18 protein-coding genes are annotated in these 15,826 nt (G+C 71.9%); 14 read left to right on the forward strand and 4 right to left on the reverse strand.

Going from position 1 to position 15,826, the window contains the following annotated elements; all coding sequences use genetic code 11:
* Nucleotides 1-59: 59 nt before the first annotated feature.
* From ACQPZK_RS30930 to ACQPZK_RS30965, 8 genes are all read left to right on the forward strand, one after another.
* Entirely contained in the window at nt 60-1,286 is a 1,227-nt protein-coding gene (locus tag ACQPZK_RS30930) for an LCP family protein (protein ID WP_433536244.1), read from the forward strand.
* A gap of 179 nt (nt 1,287-1,465) precedes the next feature.
* Nucleotides 1,466-2,725, forward strand: a complete 1,260-nt coding sequence (locus ACQPZK_RS30935) for an LCP family protein (protein WP_433536245.1) — start codon at nt 1,466-1,468, stop codon at nt 2,723-2,725.
* 175 nt (nt 2,726-2,900) lie between these two features.
* The gene (locus tag ACQPZK_RS30940; RefSeq protein WP_433539372.1) at nt 2,901-3,863 is read left to right on the forward strand and encodes an LCP family protein; all 963 of its coding nucleotides are present in this window, start codon (nt 2,901-2,903) and stop codon (nt 3,861-3,863) included.
* Nucleotides 3,864-3,921: 58 nt separating this feature from the next.
* Entirely contained in the window at nt 3,922-4,257 is a 336-nt protein-coding gene (locus ACQPZK_RS30945; protein WP_355048654.1) for a rhodanese-like domain-containing protein, read from the forward strand.
* A 10-nt stretch (nt 4,258-4,267) separates the two neighbouring features.
* Nucleotides 4,268-5,056: a glycerophosphodiester phosphodiesterase gene (locus ACQPZK_RS30950; protein WP_433536246.1), complete on the forward strand. Its 789-nt coding sequence runs from the start codon at nt 4,268-4,270 to the stop codon at nt 5,054-5,056.
* Between the two features lie 85 nt (nt 5,057-5,141).
* A complete protein-coding gene (locus ACQPZK_RS30955) occupies nt 5,142-6,596 on the forward strand; it encodes an ATP-binding protein (RefSeq protein WP_433536247.1) in 1,455 nt (484 codons plus the stop codon).
* A gap of 60 nt (nt 6,597-6,656) precedes the next feature.
* On the forward strand, nt 6,657-7,061 hold the full coding sequence (locus tag ACQPZK_RS30960) for an ATP-binding protein (RefSeq protein WP_433539373.1): 405 nt from the start codon (nt 6,657-6,659) through the stop codon (nt 7,059-7,061).
* A 56-nt stretch (nt 7,062-7,117) separates the two neighbouring features.
* On the forward strand, nt 7,118-8,005 hold the full coding sequence (locus tag ACQPZK_RS30965; protein ID WP_433536248.1) for a DUF5926 family protein: 888 nt from the start codon (nt 7,118-7,120) through the stop codon (nt 8,003-8,005).
* A 31-nt stretch (nt 8,006-8,036) separates the two neighbouring features.
* Here the strand turns inward: ACQPZK_RS30965 and ACQPZK_RS30970 are convergent, their stop codons facing one another.
* On the reverse strand, nt 8,037-9,221 hold the full coding sequence (locus ACQPZK_RS30970; protein ID WP_433539374.1) for an arginine deiminase: 1,185 nt from the start codon (nt 9,219-9,221) through the stop codon (nt 8,037-8,039).
* 212 nt (nt 9,222-9,433) lie between these two features.
* Here ACQPZK_RS30970 and ACQPZK_RS30975 point away from each other — a divergent pair, with 212 nt between their 5' ends.
* From ACQPZK_RS30975 to pheA, 5 genes are all read left to right on the forward strand, one after another.
* Nucleotides 9,434-10,174, forward strand: a complete 741-nt coding sequence (locus ACQPZK_RS30975) for a hypothetical protein (RefSeq protein ID WP_433536249.1) — start codon at nt 9,434-9,436, stop codon at nt 10,172-10,174.
* 168 nt (nt 10,175-10,342) lie between these two features.
* Nucleotides 10,343-10,801: a hypothetical protein gene (locus tag ACQPZK_RS30980; RefSeq protein WP_433536250.1), complete on the forward strand. Its 459-nt coding sequence runs from the start codon at nt 10,343-10,345 to the stop codon at nt 10,799-10,801.
* Nucleotides 10,802-10,876: 75 nt separating this feature from the next.
* Nucleotides 10,877-11,266 (forward strand): ACT domain-containing protein, encoded by a 390-nt coding sequence (locus ACQPZK_RS30985; RefSeq protein WP_433536251.1) that lies wholly within the window; start codon nt 10,877-10,879, stop codon nt 11,264-11,266.
* 82 nt (nt 11,267-11,348) lie between these two features.
* Nucleotides 11,349-11,915 (forward strand): hypothetical protein, encoded by a 567-nt coding sequence (locus ACQPZK_RS30990; protein WP_433536252.1) that lies wholly within the window; start codon nt 11,349-11,351, stop codon nt 11,913-11,915.
* 10 nt (nt 11,916-11,925) lie between these two features.
* Nucleotides 11,926-12,879, forward strand: coding sequence for a prephenate dehydratase (pheA, locus tag ACQPZK_RS30995; protein ID WP_433536253.1), 954 nt, complete (start codon nt 11,926-11,928; stop codon nt 12,877-12,879).
* A 52-nt stretch (nt 12,880-12,931) separates the two neighbouring features.
* Here the strand turns inward: pheA and ACQPZK_RS31000 are convergent, their stop codons facing one another.
* The 3 genes from ACQPZK_RS31000 to ACQPZK_RS31010 form a co-directional block, all read right to left on the reverse strand.
* Nucleotides 12,932-13,654: an AIM24 family protein gene (locus ACQPZK_RS31000; RefSeq protein ID WP_234582643.1), complete on the reverse strand. Its 723-nt coding sequence runs from the start codon at nt 13,652-13,654 to the stop codon at nt 12,932-12,934.
* 98 nt (nt 13,655-13,752) lie between these two features.
* Nucleotides 13,753-14,100: a metallopeptidase family protein gene (locus tag ACQPZK_RS31005; protein WP_421476432.1), complete on the reverse strand. Its 348-nt coding sequence runs from the start codon at nt 14,098-14,100 to the stop codon at nt 13,753-13,755.
* Between the two features lie 91 nt (nt 14,101-14,191).
* Complete coding sequence (locus ACQPZK_RS31010) at nt 14,192-14,623, reverse strand: OsmC family protein (RefSeq protein WP_355048644.1); 432 nt, start codon at nt 14,621-14,623, stop codon at nt 14,192-14,194.
* Between the two features lie 343 nt (nt 14,624-14,966).
* Here ACQPZK_RS31010 and ACQPZK_RS31015 point away from each other — a divergent pair, with 343 nt between their 5' ends.
* Nucleotides 14,967-15,704 carry a hypothetical protein gene (locus tag ACQPZK_RS31015; RefSeq protein WP_433536254.1) on the forward strand — a complete coding sequence of 246 codons (738 nt, stop codon included), beginning with the start codon at nt 14,967-14,969 and terminating at the stop codon, nt 15,702-15,704.
* The last annotated feature ends 122 nt before the right edge of the window (nt 15,705-15,826 follow it).

The raw sequence follows: 15,826 nt of genomic DNA on the forward strand, positions 1-15,826 counted from the left end.
GCCGGTCGCTGAGTGTCGCCTGAGGGCGGGAGTGGCCCCCGCTACGTACCCTGACTTACATGTCAGCGACCTCTGCCGGCGTTCCCCACCCGCACCTGCACCGCAGCGCCGCCGGACGCGCCTCGGTGCCCGGCCCCGACCAGGGCGCCTCCGGACGCGCGCGTCCGGCCGACGCGCGCTGGTACCCGTCGTACGACGACCGGCCGGCCGGCCCGGGCGGCCCGGTGGGGCCGACGGGACCTGGCGGACCGGGTGGCACCGGCGGGCCGGGACGGCGTGGCCCCCGCCCCCGCTGGGGGCGGATCGGCCTGGTGGCGGGCATCACCGTGCTGGTGTTGGCGCTGCTCGGCGGCCTGGGCGCGTGGCTGTACGCGCGCAACCTCAACAACGACCTGGCCCGCACCGACCCCTTCGCGGAGATCACCGGCGGTCGGCCGGCGAAGCCCGTCGACGGCGCGTTGAACATCCTGCTGGTGGGCAGCGACTCGCGGGACCCGGACGCGCCGGTCGACAGCAAGAGCCAGTGGCGGGCCGACACGATCATCGTGATGCACATCCCGGCCGACCATCAGGAGGCGTACCTGGTCTCCATCCCGCGTGACCTGTACGTGCCGATCCCGGAGAGCGCCGGCGCGGACTGCGGCTCCGGCCGGCGCGCGAAGATCAACGCGGCGTTCGCCTTCGGTGGCCTGCCGCTGGCGGTCCGTACCGTCGAGTGCTTCAGCGACGTACGGATCGACCATGTCATGGCGATCGACTTCGGCGGGTTCAAGGAGGTCACCGACGCCCTCGGCGGGGTGGACCTGAAGGTGGAGCGGACGGTCACCTCGATCCACAAGCCGTACCGGACGTTCACCAAGGGCACCAACCACATGGACGGCGCGGAGGCGCTGGACTGGATCCGTCAGCGCAAGCAGTTCCCGGACGGCGACTTCGCCCGGATGCGGCACCAGCAGGAGTTCCTGCGGGCGCTCATGGACAAGGCGGCCAGCACCGGCACCCTGGCGAACCCGAAGAAGCTCAACGACTTCCTCAAGTCGGTGACCGCGGCGGTGACCGTCGACCAGGGTTTCTCGTTGACCGATATGGCAGTGCAGTTCCGCAACCTGCGCGGTGAGAACCTGACGTTCCTGACCAGCCCGAACTCGGGCAGCGACACGATCAACGGCGAGTCGGTGGTGGTCTCCGACCGGGAGAAGGCGCTCGCGATGTACAAGGCCATGTCGGCGGACACGATGGCGGACTGGGTGAAGGCCAACCCGCCGAAGAACTCCGACGGCGGCTGAGCGCACGGAGGGGCGCGGATTACCCAACGCGAGATGGACTCACCGTTTCGGTGATCGAGTACGACCGATCGCCCGGTTGACGGCACCTGTCGTCCCAATTGAGTCCAGATGAACTCGCAAAGTCGAATTGATGTACGTACAGTGGTGCCGCCCCCTCCTGATCACGAGCTGGAGCACGAATGCCGGTTCAGGCCAGCCGTCGCCCTCCGTCCACGAAATCCGCCGCGCAGAGCGGTCGCGTCGCCGCGTCCATACCGGTGCAGCCCGGCCCGTCGGGCGGCGGTCCGGGCGGTCGTCCGCCGGGCGGTGGCGACAGCCGGACGGGCGGCAAGGGACCGGCCAAGAAGCGGTCCCGGCGCAAGGATCCGCTCTGGGCCCGCCTCACCGTGATCTTCGGTGCGGTGCTGATGCTCAGCAGCGGGGTGGCCATCGTCGGCACGAAGGTGCTGATCGGTCAGGCGACCGGCGACATCGCCCAGCGCAACCTGCTCGGTGACGCCGGCAAGACCGACGCCGAGGGCGGCGCGAGCCTGGACGGCCCGATCGACATGCTGCTGCTCGGCGTGGACGCGCGGGAGCGGTGGGCGGCCGACGACGTCCGGTCGGACAGCATCATCATCCTGCACATCCCGGCCTCACACGACCAGGCCTACCTGATCTCGATCCCGCGGGACACCGAGGCGCAGATCCCGCCCTTCAAGAAGAGCGGCTTCGCCGGCGGCACCGACAAGATCAACGCCGCTTTCCAGGCCGGCGCCCGCAACGGCGGCGGCTGGGAGGGTGGCGCCCAGTTGATGGCCCAGACGATCAAGCGCCTCACCGGGGTCAGCTTCGACGGCGCGGCGATCATCAACTTCGGCGGCTTCAAGAACGTCATCGACACGCTGGGCACGGTCAAGATCTGCGTCAGCCACGAGGTCAAGTCGAAGCACATGTCGTTCGTCGACGGCAAGCCGATGTGGAACGCCGACGCCAAGAAGACCGGCAAGTCGATGACCCCGGTGGTGCACAAGAAGGGCTGCCAGGAGATGGAGGGCTGGGCCGCGCTCGACTACGCCCGGCAGCGCTACGGCCTCCCCGGCGGCGACTACGACCGGCAGCAGAACCAGCAGCAACTGATCAAGGCGATGGCCCGCAAGGCCACCGACGGCGGCATGCTGACCAACCCGGCCAAGATGAACTCGTTGATCAAGGCGGCCGGTAAGGCCTTCGTCCTGGACACCGGCGGCGTACCGATCGAGAACTTCATCTTCACCATGCGGGGCGTCACCGCGAACGAGCTGACCATGTTGAAGACCAACAACGGCAGCTTCAACGGCAACGGCAACAACCGTGAGGCGTTGAGCGCGGAGACGATGGAGATGTTCGAGGCGATCAAGCAGGACAAGCTCGCCGAGTTCGTCTTCACCCACCCCCAGGTGATCTCCGGCCGGAAGTAGCGGCCGCGCGGGTCAAGTCGGGGAAAGCCCGGCGACCGTTCCGTCACTGACCGTAGCCTGACGTGAGCAAGGTTCACGTATCGGCTGCGGGGAGGCGGTCACGTCCAGGTGGGGACGGAACGCGGCCGGCCGGGCACGCCCGGCCGGGTCGCGCCGCGATCGCTGGCCACGCCTCCTGCTCGGCGTCGGCCTGGCACTCGTCCTGCTGGCCGGGCTCGCCGTGGTGGGCCTGAAGACACTGACCCACCGGTACGACCGTACGGTGACCAAGGAACAGTTGCTCGACGCCGATGCCCGCACCGACCGGACCGACCTCGACGGCGCGCTCAACTACCTGCTCATCGGCACCGACCGACGTGCCGGCAGCAGCGAGCCGGACCAACGCTCGGACACCATCCTCATCGTGCACGTGCCCGCCGGGCGGCGTGCGGCGTACCTGGTCTCCATCCCGCGTGACCTGCTGGTCGCCATCCCGCCGGCGAACGGCTTCGGCGGCGGCCCCGACAAGATCAATGCCGCGTACGAGCACGGTGGCGGTGGACCGGCCGGCGCCCGACTGCTCTCGATCACCCTGAACCGGCTCACCGGCATCCGGTTCGACGGCGCCGCCCTGATCGACTTCTCCGGCTTCCGGAAGGTGATCGACCTCCTCGGCGGAGTGCAGATGTGCGTCGACACCGAGGTGCGCTCGATCCACACCAACCGCGTCTTCCGGACCGGCTGCCAGCGGATGGACGGGGCACAGGCGCTGGACTACGTACGGCAGCGCTACGACCTGCCCGGGGGCGACTACGACCGGCAGCGCCACCAGCAGCAACTCCTGCGGGCGATGCTGGACAGCGCCGGCGACGCCGACCTGCGCAGCAATCCGGTGAAGCTGGACCAGGTGCTCCGGGCGGTCGGCGGCTCGTTGACCGTCGACACCAACGGCGTACCCCTCGAGGATCTGCTCGTCGCGCTCCGCGCGCTGCCGCCCGACGGGATGCGCGGCGTCCAGGTGCCCTCGTCCCCGCAGACCATCGACCAGGTCTCGTACGTGGTTCTCGACAACGGCGGCAACGGGCTGTTCGAGGCGGTCCGGGGCACCCGCGTACCGGCCTGGGCGCAGGCCAATCCGCGCTGGGTGAACCAGTTGTGACCGTGGCGACGGCCCGGTCGGTGCCGATCCGGCCCCCGAGGATCTAGTGTTGCTTCCTGTGTTCGGACCCCAGGTTCCCACCGTGCCCGTGACCGAGATCGCCGACGACACCTACCTGCTCGACGTGCGGGAGGCCGACGAATGGGCGGCCGGCCACGCCCCCACCGCACACCACCTGCCGATGATGGAGCTGCCCGCGCGGCTGGCCGAGGTGCCGACCGACCGGGACGTGGCCGTCATCTGCCGCTCCGGTGGACGATCCGCCCAGGTCGTCGCCTACCTGATCAACAACGGCTGGGGGCAGGTGCGCAACGCCGACGGCGGGATGCGCCAGTGGGCAGCGGTCGGCCGGCCAGTGGTCGACGCGAACGGGCAGCCCGGCCAGGTCATCTGAGGCGGGCGGAATGGGCGGGCCACTGGTCTTCGCGCACCGCGGCGCCTCGTACGACCTTCCGGAGCACACCCTCGCCGCGTACCTGCGCGCTCTCGACGAGGGCGCCGACGGGCTGGAGTGCGACGTCCGGCTGACCCGGGACGGTCATCTGGTCTGCGTACACGACCGGCGGCTGGACCGCACGAGCAACGGCCGCGGGCTGGTCAGCGCGCGGACCCTCGCCGAGCTGGACGCGCTGGACTTCGGCTCGTGGCATCCGTCCGGCGCGCCGAGCGGTGACCTGCCGCCGGACGAGTCGCACACCCGGCTGTTGACCCTGGCCCGGCTGCTCGACGCGGTGCTCGCCGCCGGGCGGCCCGTCCGGCTGCTCGTGGAGACGAAGCATCCGTCCCGCTTCGGCTCGCTGGTGGAACGGCGGCTGGTCGATCTGTTGCGACGGTACGGGCTGACCGATCCGGCGCCGGACGACCCGGTCCAGGTGACCGTCATGTCGTTCTCCCCGCTGGCCGTACGCAGAATCCGGGAGCTGGCCCCGGCGCTGCCCACGGTGCTGCTGCTGGAGGTGCTTCCACCCTGGCTGCGGCTGGGTCGGTTGCCGTTCGGCGCCCGCATCGCCGGCCCGGGCATCGGCCTGCTCCGGGCTCGCCCCCACCTGCTGTCCGCGCTGCGCGCCGCCGGCAACCAGGTGTACGTCTGGACGGTCAACGAGCCGGCCGACGTGGAGCTGGTGCTGGCCGAGGAGGTGGACGGGATCATCACGGACCGGCCGGCGCACGTCCTGGCCCGGCGGGACCGCTGAACGGGCCTTTCGAGGCGGGCGTGCCGACGCGCCTACCCGACATCCGGGGGTGCCGAAAGCCGGGCCGGCGGGGCAGACTCGGCACATGCCGGAGCGTATCGATTTTCCCGCTCTTCTCGCCGGCCACACCGTCGTGATCGAGATGATCAACGCAGGGGACGCGGGCCTACCGGTCCTCACCCAGCTTCTCCGGTTGACCCAACCGGCGCTGCGGGCGAGCGGAATGGCGTTCGTCGAGTTCGGTCCGACCGGCGGCCGGGTGATCGCGGCCACCGGCGCGGCGGAGTGGGCGCTCGGCCGTCCGCTCGCGGCGGACGACCCGGACACCGTCCGCCTGCTCTCCGGCCCCCGGGTGAGCCAGGTCCGGGTGACCGACCTGAGCGGCAAGCTCGCCGCCGAACTGGCCGGCAGCGGACTACGCCGGATGGTGGTGTCCCGGGCCGAGATCGGCGGTCACACCGTCGGCAGCCTGCACGCCCTCTATCCGGGCGACGCCGAGCCGGGCGCCGAGCAGCAGGGGGTCATCGCGTACCTCGCCTCGTGCGTCGCCCACATGTACGGCGACCAGAGCGGACTGCCGGTGCACGGCGACGGGCCGGTGGTGGCGGCACTCGCCGACGGGCTGGCGGTGGTCGACCGGGACGGGTACGTCCGGCTGTGGAACCCGGCCGCCGTCCAGGTCATCGGCAGCACGACGGACCAGGCGCTGAACCGGCCGTTGCCGTTCCCGCTGCCGCCCGCGGGCCAGGTCCGTGACCACCGGCTGCCGGACGGCCGCTGGCTGCGCATCACCTCCGGTGACCTGCCCGGCCCGGGCGCGCTGCGGGTCGTCACCTTCCGCGACATCACCGACCAGCAACGCCGCGATCACGACCGGGAGCTGTTCGTCGCGGTGACCAGCCACGAGCTGCGCACGCCGGTCACCGTCATCAAGGGGTACGCGGACACCCTCACCGACCACTGGGAGTCGCTGACCGACGGCGACCGGCGGCAGGCCGCCCGGGTGATCGGGCAGCGCGCCAACGAGCTGGCCCGGTTGGTCGACCGGCTGCTCTCCTCGGCGGCCGAGACGGGGCCCGCGGACGAGCCGCCCACCCCGTTCGACCTCGGCGCGGCGCTGCGCGCCGCGGTCGTGGACCTGCCGGCGGAGCTGCGGCACCGGCTGACGCTACGCCTGCCCGTCGACCTGCCGAAGGCGCTCGGTCACCGTCCCAGCCTGGCGACCGTCCTGACCGAACTGGTGACGAACGCCGGCAAGTACTCGCCACCGGGCTCCCCCATCGAGATCACGGCCGGGGTCGACGGTCAGTTGGTCGCGTTCCGGGTGAGTGACCGCGGCATCAGCATCCGACCGGAGCACGTGGAACGGGCATTCGACCGGTTCTGGCAGGGCGAGTCCGGTGACCGGCGCGGCTACCCGGGTGCGGGGCTCGGCCTCTATCTCGTCCGCCGGATCGTTGAACAACAGAATGGATGGGTATCCCTACGTCCGAGGACCGACGGCGGTACGGTCGCAGAGGTGCGGCTACCGCGCGGTTGACCAGCGGGGCGGGACGTGGAGGCGACGGTGGCGACGGCGACGAGGGATCGGGCGTGGTGCGTGGTGGTTCCCCACCACCCCGCCGGCGCACGACTGGCCCGGCACCGGCTCGCCGACGACCTGGCGGACGTCGTACCCCCGGCCCTTCTCGCGGATCTGATCGCGGTGCTCGCCGAGCTGGTGGGCAACTCGGTCCGGCACGCCCACCCGCTGCCCGGCGGCGTGGTCCGGGTGGCCTGGCGACTGCGGCCGTCCGCCGACGGCCCCCGGATCCAGCTGCGGGTGACCGACGGCGGCGCGGCCACCGGCCCGCGGCTCCGCACGGCCGGCCTCGACGCGGCGGACGGGCGGGGCCTGCACATCGTGGCCGGCCTGGCGACCCGCTGGGGCGTCGAGCGGGACGGCATGGGCCAGCGCGTCTGGGCGGAGTTCGACCCCACTCCCCGGCTGGTCGCGGCGAACTGACCTCGGTGGCGGGTCCGGGCCACGGCGCGGGGGCGAGGGCTCTAGGCTGTGACGCCGTGAGCAAGCGTCGAAAGAGCCAGCGGGCAGCCACCGACACCACTCCCCGTCGGGACAAGGTGCGGGACATCTTCATGCCGCGCCCCTTCGAGGGCCTGGTCGACGAGTCCGAGTGGATCGCGCTGCGCGAGCTGGTGCCCGCCGCGTCCGCCCCGCTGCGACTGGCGCCCGCCCTGGTCGAGGAGTTCGGCGACCGGTCGGCGACGCTGGCCACGGTACTGCCGATGGCCGCGCCCGCCGTGAGCAAGCCGGACGGCCGGGTGCTCATCGGTCTGCAGCGCCACCAGCAGTCCGGCGACGTCTCCCGGGACCTGGCCGAGGCGCTCCTCAGCGCGCTGCGCACCGAGCCGGGCGGTCAGGTGTCCGTGCCGCCGCTGCCCGGCCCCGGACCGCGACTCCAGGACATCCTCGTGGACGGCCCGCTGGAGATCACCATGCACGACGGGTTCGAGTTCTGGCTCGACCCCGGAGCGACCGACGACCCGGGCGTCCAGGCGTCCCTGGAACGGGCGAACGCCGCCATCTACCCGACCGTGCGGATGACCTCCGCGAAGGCCGCGTACTGGTGCCGGGTCCCCGAGAAGTCGCACGTGCGCTGGGTGCTGCCGGACGACGAGGACGCCGCCCTCGACGCGCTGGCCCGGCTCGGCGCGGCCGGCACGCTGACGCTCGGCGACCAGACGAAGTTCGCCGGGATGTTCCGCGCCCACGGCCGGCTCGTACCCGTGTGGGACCTGCCGGAGGAGACGCCGGCGAGCGAGTGGGAGGACCCGGTCGCACAGTTCGCCAAGCGGTACGCGGAGGCCCTGGCCAGCACCGAGGTGTTGGACGCCGCCGGCCGGCGTGCCCGCCAGGGGCTGCTCGGCCGCCAGCTCACCCTGCGCTGACGCGTTGTCCGGAACGGCCCCCTGTCATGCGCTAGGCGTCAGCAGGGGGCCCTTCCTTCAACGGCTCGCGGACGATCGGGCAGGACATGCAGCGCGGGCCGCCCCGGCCGGAGCCCAACTCCGAGCCGGCGATCGGAATGACCTCGATGCCGGCCCGCTCCAACTGCGCGTTGGTCTCGGTGTTGCGCTCGTAGCCGACGCAGAGCCGGGGTGCGAGGGCGAGGGTGTTGTTGCCGTCGTCCCACTGCTCGCGTTCCGCGGTCACCGGGTCCAGGCCGGTGTCGATGACCCGGAGCTGGTCCAGGTCCATCGCGTCGGCGGCGGCCCGCAGGAAGGGCGCCGGGCCGTCCACCCGCGGGTCCTCGCCGTCCGTGCCGGCGATGACGGTGTACGCCGAGAGCGTGCTGGCGATGTTCGGATACATCAGGACGGCGTCGACGTCGACCATCGTGCAGACGGTGTCCAGGTGCATCGTGGCGCGTTTCTGGGCGATCGGCACCACCAGGATTGTGTGGGCCAGACCGGCGGCGAAGACCTGCCGGCCGAGGCGTTCCGCGCCCGCCGGGGTGGTTCGCTCACCCACGCCGACCGCCAGTACGCCGGGCGCGAGCAGCAGTACGTCCCCGCCCTCCAGGTGTTCCAGCTCGGGGCGGTAGACGAACTCGGTGCCGGCGAACCGTGGGTGGTGCCGGTAGATGGCGTCGGTGAGGGTGGTCTCCCGACGGCGGGCCGGCATGGCGAGGCTGGTGACACCGACCCGGTCGCCGATCCACAACGACGAGTCCCGGGTGAAGAGCAGGTTGGGCAGCGGGTCGATGACGAAGTCATGCCGGTCCATCAGGGTGTAGACGAGCCCACCCGGCCGCTCCGAGCTGATCCGCAGCTCCTCGTGGGCCAGCCCGGCGGTCAGCACGTCGGCAAGCGCGACCGGGTCCAGGTAGGCGAGGTGGTCGGCGACCCGGGCGCGGAGCGTGTCACCGAGGCGGCGCGAGCGCAGCACCTGTTCGGTCAGTTCGGCGCGGGCGTCCTCGACGGCCAGCGTCTCGGCCAGCAGGGCCGCCAGGTAGAGCACCTCGACCCCGCGCTCGCGCAGCGCGGCCGCGAAGGCGTCGTGCTCCTCCTGGGCGCGGCCGACCCAGGGGATCGCGTCGAACAGGAGCGAGTCGTTGTTGCGCGGGGTGAGCCGGGCCAGTTCCGGGCCGGGCCGGTGCAGCATCACGGTGCCGAGCCGGCCGACTTCACTGTCGACGTAGTGGGTCACCCCCGCAGCGTAGGGCAGGGTTTGGCGGCATCCGAGAAAAGAACTGTGGATGAATATGGCATTCATCCACAGTCACTCCGGCGCTCCGGCTTGCCGAACACCCACAGTGGCAACGTAGTGTAGTGAGGAGATAACTTCGAGGGACCTTTTGCCGGAGGTCGACGACGATGACTGTCTTTCCCGCACGACGAGCCGTACCGACCGCAAGGGCACTGCCGCCCATCGCGGTGCCTCACCCCCGCGTCGAGGCGCCGGGGGCTCTCGAACCGGTCCGCCCCACACCGCTCGAGTGGGCCCGACGCCGCCGTGCCGAGCGGGGCGCCCGTCGGCTGGAGGCGGCCGGCGCGCGGGCACTCGGTCAACTCGACCACCTCGGGCCGTCCTGGCACGTCATCGAGTGGCCCCGCACCGACGTGGCGGACGTCCTGCTCGACCGCGCCCAGGACGACCGCGCCGGTTTCCTGGCCATCGGGCCGAGCGGCCTGTTCGCGGTGACCATCGCCGACCACGGCCGGGCCCGGGTGCTCGTCGCCGGGGACGTGGTGCAGATCAACGGGAAACGGCCGCCGTACGTGACCGAGGCCCGACGGGACGCCAAGCGGGCCAGCAAGGCCCTCTCCGACGCGGTGGGGCTGACCATCCCGGTGACGCCCGTGCTGACCTTCGTGGGTTCCGGCGTGATCAGCGTCTACGGCCTTCCGAAGGACTGTCTGATGGCCACCCATCGGGAGCTGGACCGGCTCCTCGTGGCCGGTGGCAACCGGATCAGCCCGACGACGGCCGAGAAGCTGGCGCGGGTGGCACAGCACCCGAGCACCTGGCTCAACGGCACGTACCGTCCACCGGCCGACTACCGGTGGTACGAGGAGGGCCGAACGGCCGCTGACAAGGCGGCCCACCGCCGGTAACGTCACCGGCGACGCCACGCGGCCCCGGTCCCCCACCTACCCACCGGCTCCCGCGCCGTCGCCGGCCGCCCGGAGGTTCTCCGCTGCGGCGCGGTGACCCGGCTCGCTCGGTGAATCCGTCGTTGACCGGCTAGCGTGGACAGTCCGTCGTTGTACATAGGAGGCGCGGTGGCCCACGTCGAACTCTCGCTCTCGGAAGTGTTCGTGCCATCGGCCCGAGCCTCGACAGAGCTTGAGGTCGACAATGTCGGCCAGTGGTCCTCGACCGTCGGTCGGGCGGACGAGCCCTGCCTGCTGATCGACGCCGACACCCGCGTGGTGGCCATCTCCACCGCCGGCTGCGCGCTGCTCTGCCTGGGCGATCCCGCCGCCCTGATCGGGCGACCGCTGCTCGACGGCGGCCTGCGGCTGCTCGACTTCACCGCCAACCGGGGCGAGCTGACCGAGGCCGAGATCGACAAGATTCCGCCCCTGCTGGCGCTCTCCTCGGGCCGGCTCGCCCGTGGCCTGCTGCGGGTGCAGGCCGCCTCCGCAGGCAGCCCCGACGCGACGGTCGACGCGATCTCCACCCCGTTGCTCTCCGACGGCGCCGTCGCGGGCTCACTCACCTTCTTCTCCGAGGTCTGACCTGCGGCGGGATGTGGTGTTCGCCGCACGCGGCGATGCCCGGATGGGCCCGGTTCCACGCCGTAAGGTGCCCTCATGCTCGATATCACTCTGCTCCCGGGGGAGTACGCCGTGTGCCGGCTGGGTGGCGGCACCGCCCTGCCGGCGGCGTTGTCGAGCGGGCTGGGTAGCGCCGACGTGGTCACGGTGAGCTGGACCGCCGACGGGATCTCGGTGATCTGCCCGGCCGATCGGTTACCCGACGAGGCCGTGGTCGAGACCATCTGGCGCTGCCTCCGCGTCGCCGGTCCGGTGGGCGTGGACGGCACCGGTACGCTCGCGGCACTCGTGGACCCGCTCGCCGCGGCCCGGGTCAGCGTGGTCACCTTCTCCACCTTCGACACCGACTACGTGCTGCTGCCGGCCGTCCGGCTGACCGAGGGCACGACCGCGTTGGAGCGCGCCGGGCACCGCGTCGTCGGCTGACCTTCACCCGGCCGACCGCTCGCCCTACGATGGGCTCGGCCACCCCGGCCGCGACGTATCCCGATGTCCCGAGGACCGGCCCGTGCCGTTCACCCCACCCCGCCGCCCGTTCGCCCCCACCGCGACCACCTGGGCCGCGCTGCTGCCGCTCCTCACGATCGGAGCGCTGACCGGCTGCGGAGCCCCTCCCGAGCTTCGCGACCCGGCCGGCGCGCCCACCGCCGTCGGCAGCCCGAGACCGTCCGGCCCGACAGGCGTCCCGACCGGCACACCCTCGACCACGCCGACCGCACCGCCGCCCGCCACCGGCTCGGCCACCCCGGAGCCCGGCCTCGTGGCGACGACCTGCCGGAACGGGCCGACCGGGCAGCGGGTGGTGCAGTTGCTGCGCGGACGGGCCTCGGTGCTCCCGGACAACGTCCGGGTCCGGGTCCGCACCGGTCCGCTGTGCGCCGGGGACTGGCAGTACACCGTGCTGGAGGTGACCGGGCACGAGGAGCTTCAGGTCGTCACCCAGGGCGGACCAACGGCCCTGCAACTGGTCACCGCCGGCACCGACGTGTGCACCATCGAGGTCCGGGCCACCGGGCCGGCCGGAATCCGTACGCTCGCCTGTGATCCTTCTCCGACGGTCGGGCCGGGTGCGTAGTCTGGGCGGCATGCCCGGAACACCACCTACGCGCTTCGTCTACCTCGGCCCCGAGGGCACCTTCGCCGAGCAGGCCCTGCGTACCATCCCGGCCGCCGAACACGGCTCCCGTACGCCGGCTCGCAGCGTCGGGGAGGCGCTGGACAGCATCCGGGCCGGGGAGGCCGACGCGGCGCTCGTACCGCTCGAGAACTCGATCGGCGGGGCGGTCGGCGTCACCCTCGACGAGATCGTCGAGGGTGAGCCACTGGTGATCACCCGTGAGGTGATCCTGCCGGTGGAGTTCGTGCTCGCCGCGCGTACCGGCACCGCGCTGTCGACGGTCCGCTCGATCGCGGCACACCCGCAGGCGTCCACCCAGTGCCGGGGCTGGCTGCGGGATCACCTGCCCGACGCCACGGTCGTCGATGTCCTCTCCAACGGCGCGGCGGCGGCCGGCGCCGGGTCCGGCGAGTACGACGCGGCGATCTGCGCACCCATCGGGGCCGCCCGGCACCGACTCGCGCTGCTCGCCGACAAGATCGCCGACCACCCGGACGCGGTGACCCGGTTCGTGCTGGTCTCCCGTCCCGGGCCACCCCCACCGCCGAGTGGCGACGACCTCACCTCGCTGGCCGTCTACATCGCGCACGACCGGGTGGGCGCGCTGCTGTCGGTGCTGGTCGAGCTGGCCGTACGCGGAGTGAACCTGACCCGGATCGAGTCCCGCCCGACCGGTGAGGCGCTGGGCCGGTACGTCTTCTTCCTCGACTGCACCGGGCATGTGGCCGACGTACGCCTGGGTGAGGCGTTGCAGGGGCTGCGCCGGGTGTGCGCGGAGGTCCGTTTCCTCGGGTCCTATCCCCGACACCGTTGGGTCGAGGCCGGCGAGCGGCGGGTGCCCGCGCCGGCCGGCCTGTCGGACGTCGACTACGCCGACGCGGCAGCCTGGCTGGCCCGGCTGCGTGCCGGCGAGATGAGCTGACCGGCTTCCTGCGGGTGGGGTGCTCCGGAGCGCGCCCCACCCAGCTCGCCGCTCAGCTCAGCAGACCGCCGAGCAGGCCACCCTCCTGCTGCTGCTGACCGCTGCCCATGACGGGCGGCTCCTCGGACGGCTGCACCACGACGAAGCCCTGACCGGCGAAGCTCATGGTGAACGACTCGCCGGTGCGCCGACCGAGCAGCGTGCCGAGACCGAGCTGCTCGGCACGGTGGTAGCCGGTCTGCAGGTTCGCCGACCAGCAGACGGCGGCCTGCGGGTCGACGTACGTCGGGGCGTCCACGTTGAGCACCACCGGGGTGCCCTTGGTCGTGATGGCGATCCGGCCGTACCCGCTGAACACGCAGTTGAACAGCCCCGACGACGAGGCCATGCCGGCGCCGCCGACCATCCTGATGTCGTACTGGAGGGTCGAGTCGAAGGCGAGCACGCTGGAACCGTTGATGGAGAGCGCGTCGCCCGGCTCCAGGTCGATGATGTGGACGTCCTTGGCCAGCTCGGCGAGGAAGACGTCACCCTGGCCGGTGACCTTCATCAGCGGGACACCCTCGCCGGTGAGCTTCTGCTTGAGGAACTTGCCGAGGCCGCCCGAGCCCAGGGCCTGGAACTGCACGTTGCCCTGGTAGGCGACCATCGAGCCGACCCGGGCCATCGCCTCGCCGTTGAGCTCGATCTTCAACATCTTGGAGTTCTGCAGACGCATGCCCGCCTGCGCCGACTCCTTCTCCAAGTTCTCCGCCGAGAACAGCTCGCTGCGCATGAAAGGTGCCTCCTGAAATGGTCGCGGTCGCTGCACCGACCGTAGGTGACCACGGCAACCAGCGGCGATCGGTTCAGCGGCGTGCCAACGCTCGCGCGTCAGCCCCAGCCCAGGTCGTGCAGCCGCTCGTCGTCGATGCCGAAGTGGTGGGCGATCTCGTGCACCACGGTCACCGCCACCTCGTCGACGACGTCCTCGTCGTTGTCGCAGATTCGCAGGATCGGGTGGCGGTAGATGAAGATCCGGTCCGGCAGCACGCCGGAGTAGTCCCAGCCCCGGTTGGTGAGCGCGTGCCCCTCGTAGAGGCCGAGCAGGTCGGCTTCACCCGGTGGTGGGTCGTCCTCGACAAGGATCACCACGTTGTTCATCAGGCCGAGAAGCTCTTCGGGCACCTCGTCGAGGGCGTCAGCGACCAGTTCCTCGAAGCGCTCGCGGGTCATCTCCACCGGCACGACGTTCATTCTGCCCGACGCGGGACCGGTCGGCCGGGTCGCGCTCGGCGACCCGGGCCGGGGTCCATGTGTGCGGGTCGCCGGGTCAGGCGGCCAGGCGGGCGGTGAGGGTGATCTCGGCGCCCGGCGAGAGCAGGCGGGAGATCGGGCAGTTGGCCTTGGCGGCCTCGGCGAGCTTCTGGAACTCCGCCTCGTCGACGCCCGGCACCTGGCCGACGGTCTCGAGGTCGATCCGGGTCACGCTGAACCCGGCGTCGGTCTTGTCCAGGTGGACCTTGGCAGTGGTCTCGACCGAGGTGGGCGTGGTGCCGGCGTCGGCGAGGGCCTTCGAGAACGCCATCGAGAAGCAGCCCGCGTGCGCGGCGGCGATCAGCTCCTCGGGGTTGGTGCCCTCGCCCTCCTCGAAGCGCGACTTGAAGGAGTAGTTGCCGGACAGGCCGCCCTTACCGGTGCGGACGGTGCCGGAACCCTCGGTGAGATTGCCCTGCCATTGTGCGGAAGCGGTACGGATAGGCATGTCGAGAACGCTAGCGGATACGTGACCCCCGGGCGACCGACCGGCACCGACGACCGCCCTGCGATTCCCGTCACCGTGCTCGGCAACGGACGACGGCGGGCGCGCGGTGTCGACGGACGCGGGCGGGCGCGCGGTGTCGACGGACGCCGGCGGGCGCGCGGTGTCGACGGACGCGGGCGGACGCGCGGTGTCGACGGACGCCGGCGGACGCGCGGTGTCGACGGACGCCGGCGGACGCGCGGTGTCGACGGACGCCGGCGGACGCGCGATGTCGACGGACGCGCCCTGACCGAGGGCTGTGCCATGATTCGACGCAGGCCCGTGACCGGCGGAGGGATGGCCGATGCCCGAGGATCTGCCCGTTCCGCGCCAGGGAGAGCCGCCGGACGCACCGGCCGTGATCGAGTGGGGCGCCGACGAGCCCGCGCGGCCACGCCGGTTCGGTAACCCGTTGGTCGGCCTGACCCGCGATCCTCGCCTGCCGCTGCTGCTGGCCGGCCTCGGCGCGGTCGCCGGAACCGCCTCGATGATCGGTGAGTGGGTGCTGACGACCGTGCCCACCGGCGGTCCCGAGGGGCCCACCACGCTCGAGGTGCCCGCCAGCGTGTCCGAGATCGGCGGCTTCGGGGTCGCCTACCTCGCCGGCCTGTTCGCCCTGGCCTGCGCCGTGGCCCTGGCGCTGGGCGGGACGTCGACGGTCCGTGCGAACGCACGACTGGTCGGGCTCACGCTGGCCGGCGCGCTGCTGGCCTTGCTGATCGCCGCCACCGTCACGCTCGACGACCCCGGGGCGCGGACCGTCCTCTACTCGACCGAGGACGAGTTCCAGGTCGAGTACGGACGGGGTCTCGTGCTGGCGTTCGTCGCGTGCGTCCTCTTCGCCGCCGCCCTGCGACTGGCGTGGACCGTACCGACCGGCGCGTCCACGGAGTCGGTCGACGACCGCACCCGCGCCGACGTACCCGCAATGCGCTCCTGGCGTCGCCGCCCCGAGCCGGACCTCGAAGACGGCCTCCCCGCCCCCGCCGACCTGACGGTCGAACCAGCCACCCCCTTCGCCCGCCCCGAAAACCCCACCTGACCCCCTCACCCCCTGCCCCCCACCCCACCAGGACCCGACCCCACCCCACCCGCGCGCCGATCTTGCACTTTCTGTCGTGACATAAGCCGTAGAAACCAACAAATCGTCGACAGAAAGCGCAA

Source organism: Micromonospora sp. CA-249363 (assembly GCF_050950185.1).
Lineage (GTDB): Bacteria > Actinomycetota > Actinomycetes > Mycobacteriales > Micromonosporaceae > Micromonospora.

What these genes read in the sequence shown, in the direction of transcription:
- ACQPZK_RS30930 (WP_433536244.1), top strand. Translation starts at nt 60, where the DNA reads ATGTCAGCGACCTCTGCCGGCGTTCCCCACCCGCACCTGCACCGCAGC.
- ACQPZK_RS30985 (WP_433536251.1), top strand. Translation starts at nt 10,877, where the DNA reads ATGCTCGATATCACTCTGCTCCCGGGGGAGTACGCCGTGTGCCGGCTG.
- ACQPZK_RS30970 (WP_433539374.1), bottom strand. Translation starts at nt 9,221, where the DNA reads ATGCTGCACCGGCCCGGCCCGGAACTGGCCCGGCTCACCCCGCGCAAC.
- ACQPZK_RS31015 (WP_433536254.1), top strand. Translation starts at nt 14,967, where the DNA reads ATGCCCGAGGATCTGCCCGTTCCGCGCCAGGGAGAGCCGCCGGACGCA.
- ACQPZK_RS30975 (WP_433536249.1), top strand. Translation starts at nt 9,434, where the DNA reads ATGACTGTCTTTCCCGCACGACGAGCCGTACCGACCGCAAGGGCACTG.
- ACQPZK_RS30950 (WP_433536246.1), top strand. Translation starts at nt 4,268, where the DNA reads ATGGGCGGGCCACTGGTCTTCGCGCACCGCGGCGCCTCGTACGACCTT.
- pheA (WP_433536253.1), top strand. Translation starts at nt 11,926, where the DNA reads ATGCCCGGAACACCACCTACGCGCTTCGTCTACCTCGGCCCCGAGGGC.
- ACQPZK_RS30935 (WP_433536245.1), top strand. Translation starts at nt 1,466, where the DNA reads ATGCCGGTTCAGGCCAGCCGTCGCCCTCCGTCCACGAAATCCGCCGCG.
- ACQPZK_RS31000 (WP_234582643.1), bottom strand. Translation starts at nt 13,654, where the DNA reads ATGCGCAGCGAGCTGTTCTCGGCGGAGAACTTGGAGAAGGAGTCGGCG.
- ACQPZK_RS30955 (WP_433536247.1), top strand. Translation starts at nt 5,142, where the DNA reads ATGCCGGAGCGTATCGATTTTCCCGCTCTTCTCGCCGGCCACACCGTC.
- ACQPZK_RS31010 (WP_355048644.1), bottom strand. Translation starts at nt 14,623, where the DNA reads ATGCCTATCCGTACCGCTTCCGCACAATGGCAGGGCAATCTCACCGAG.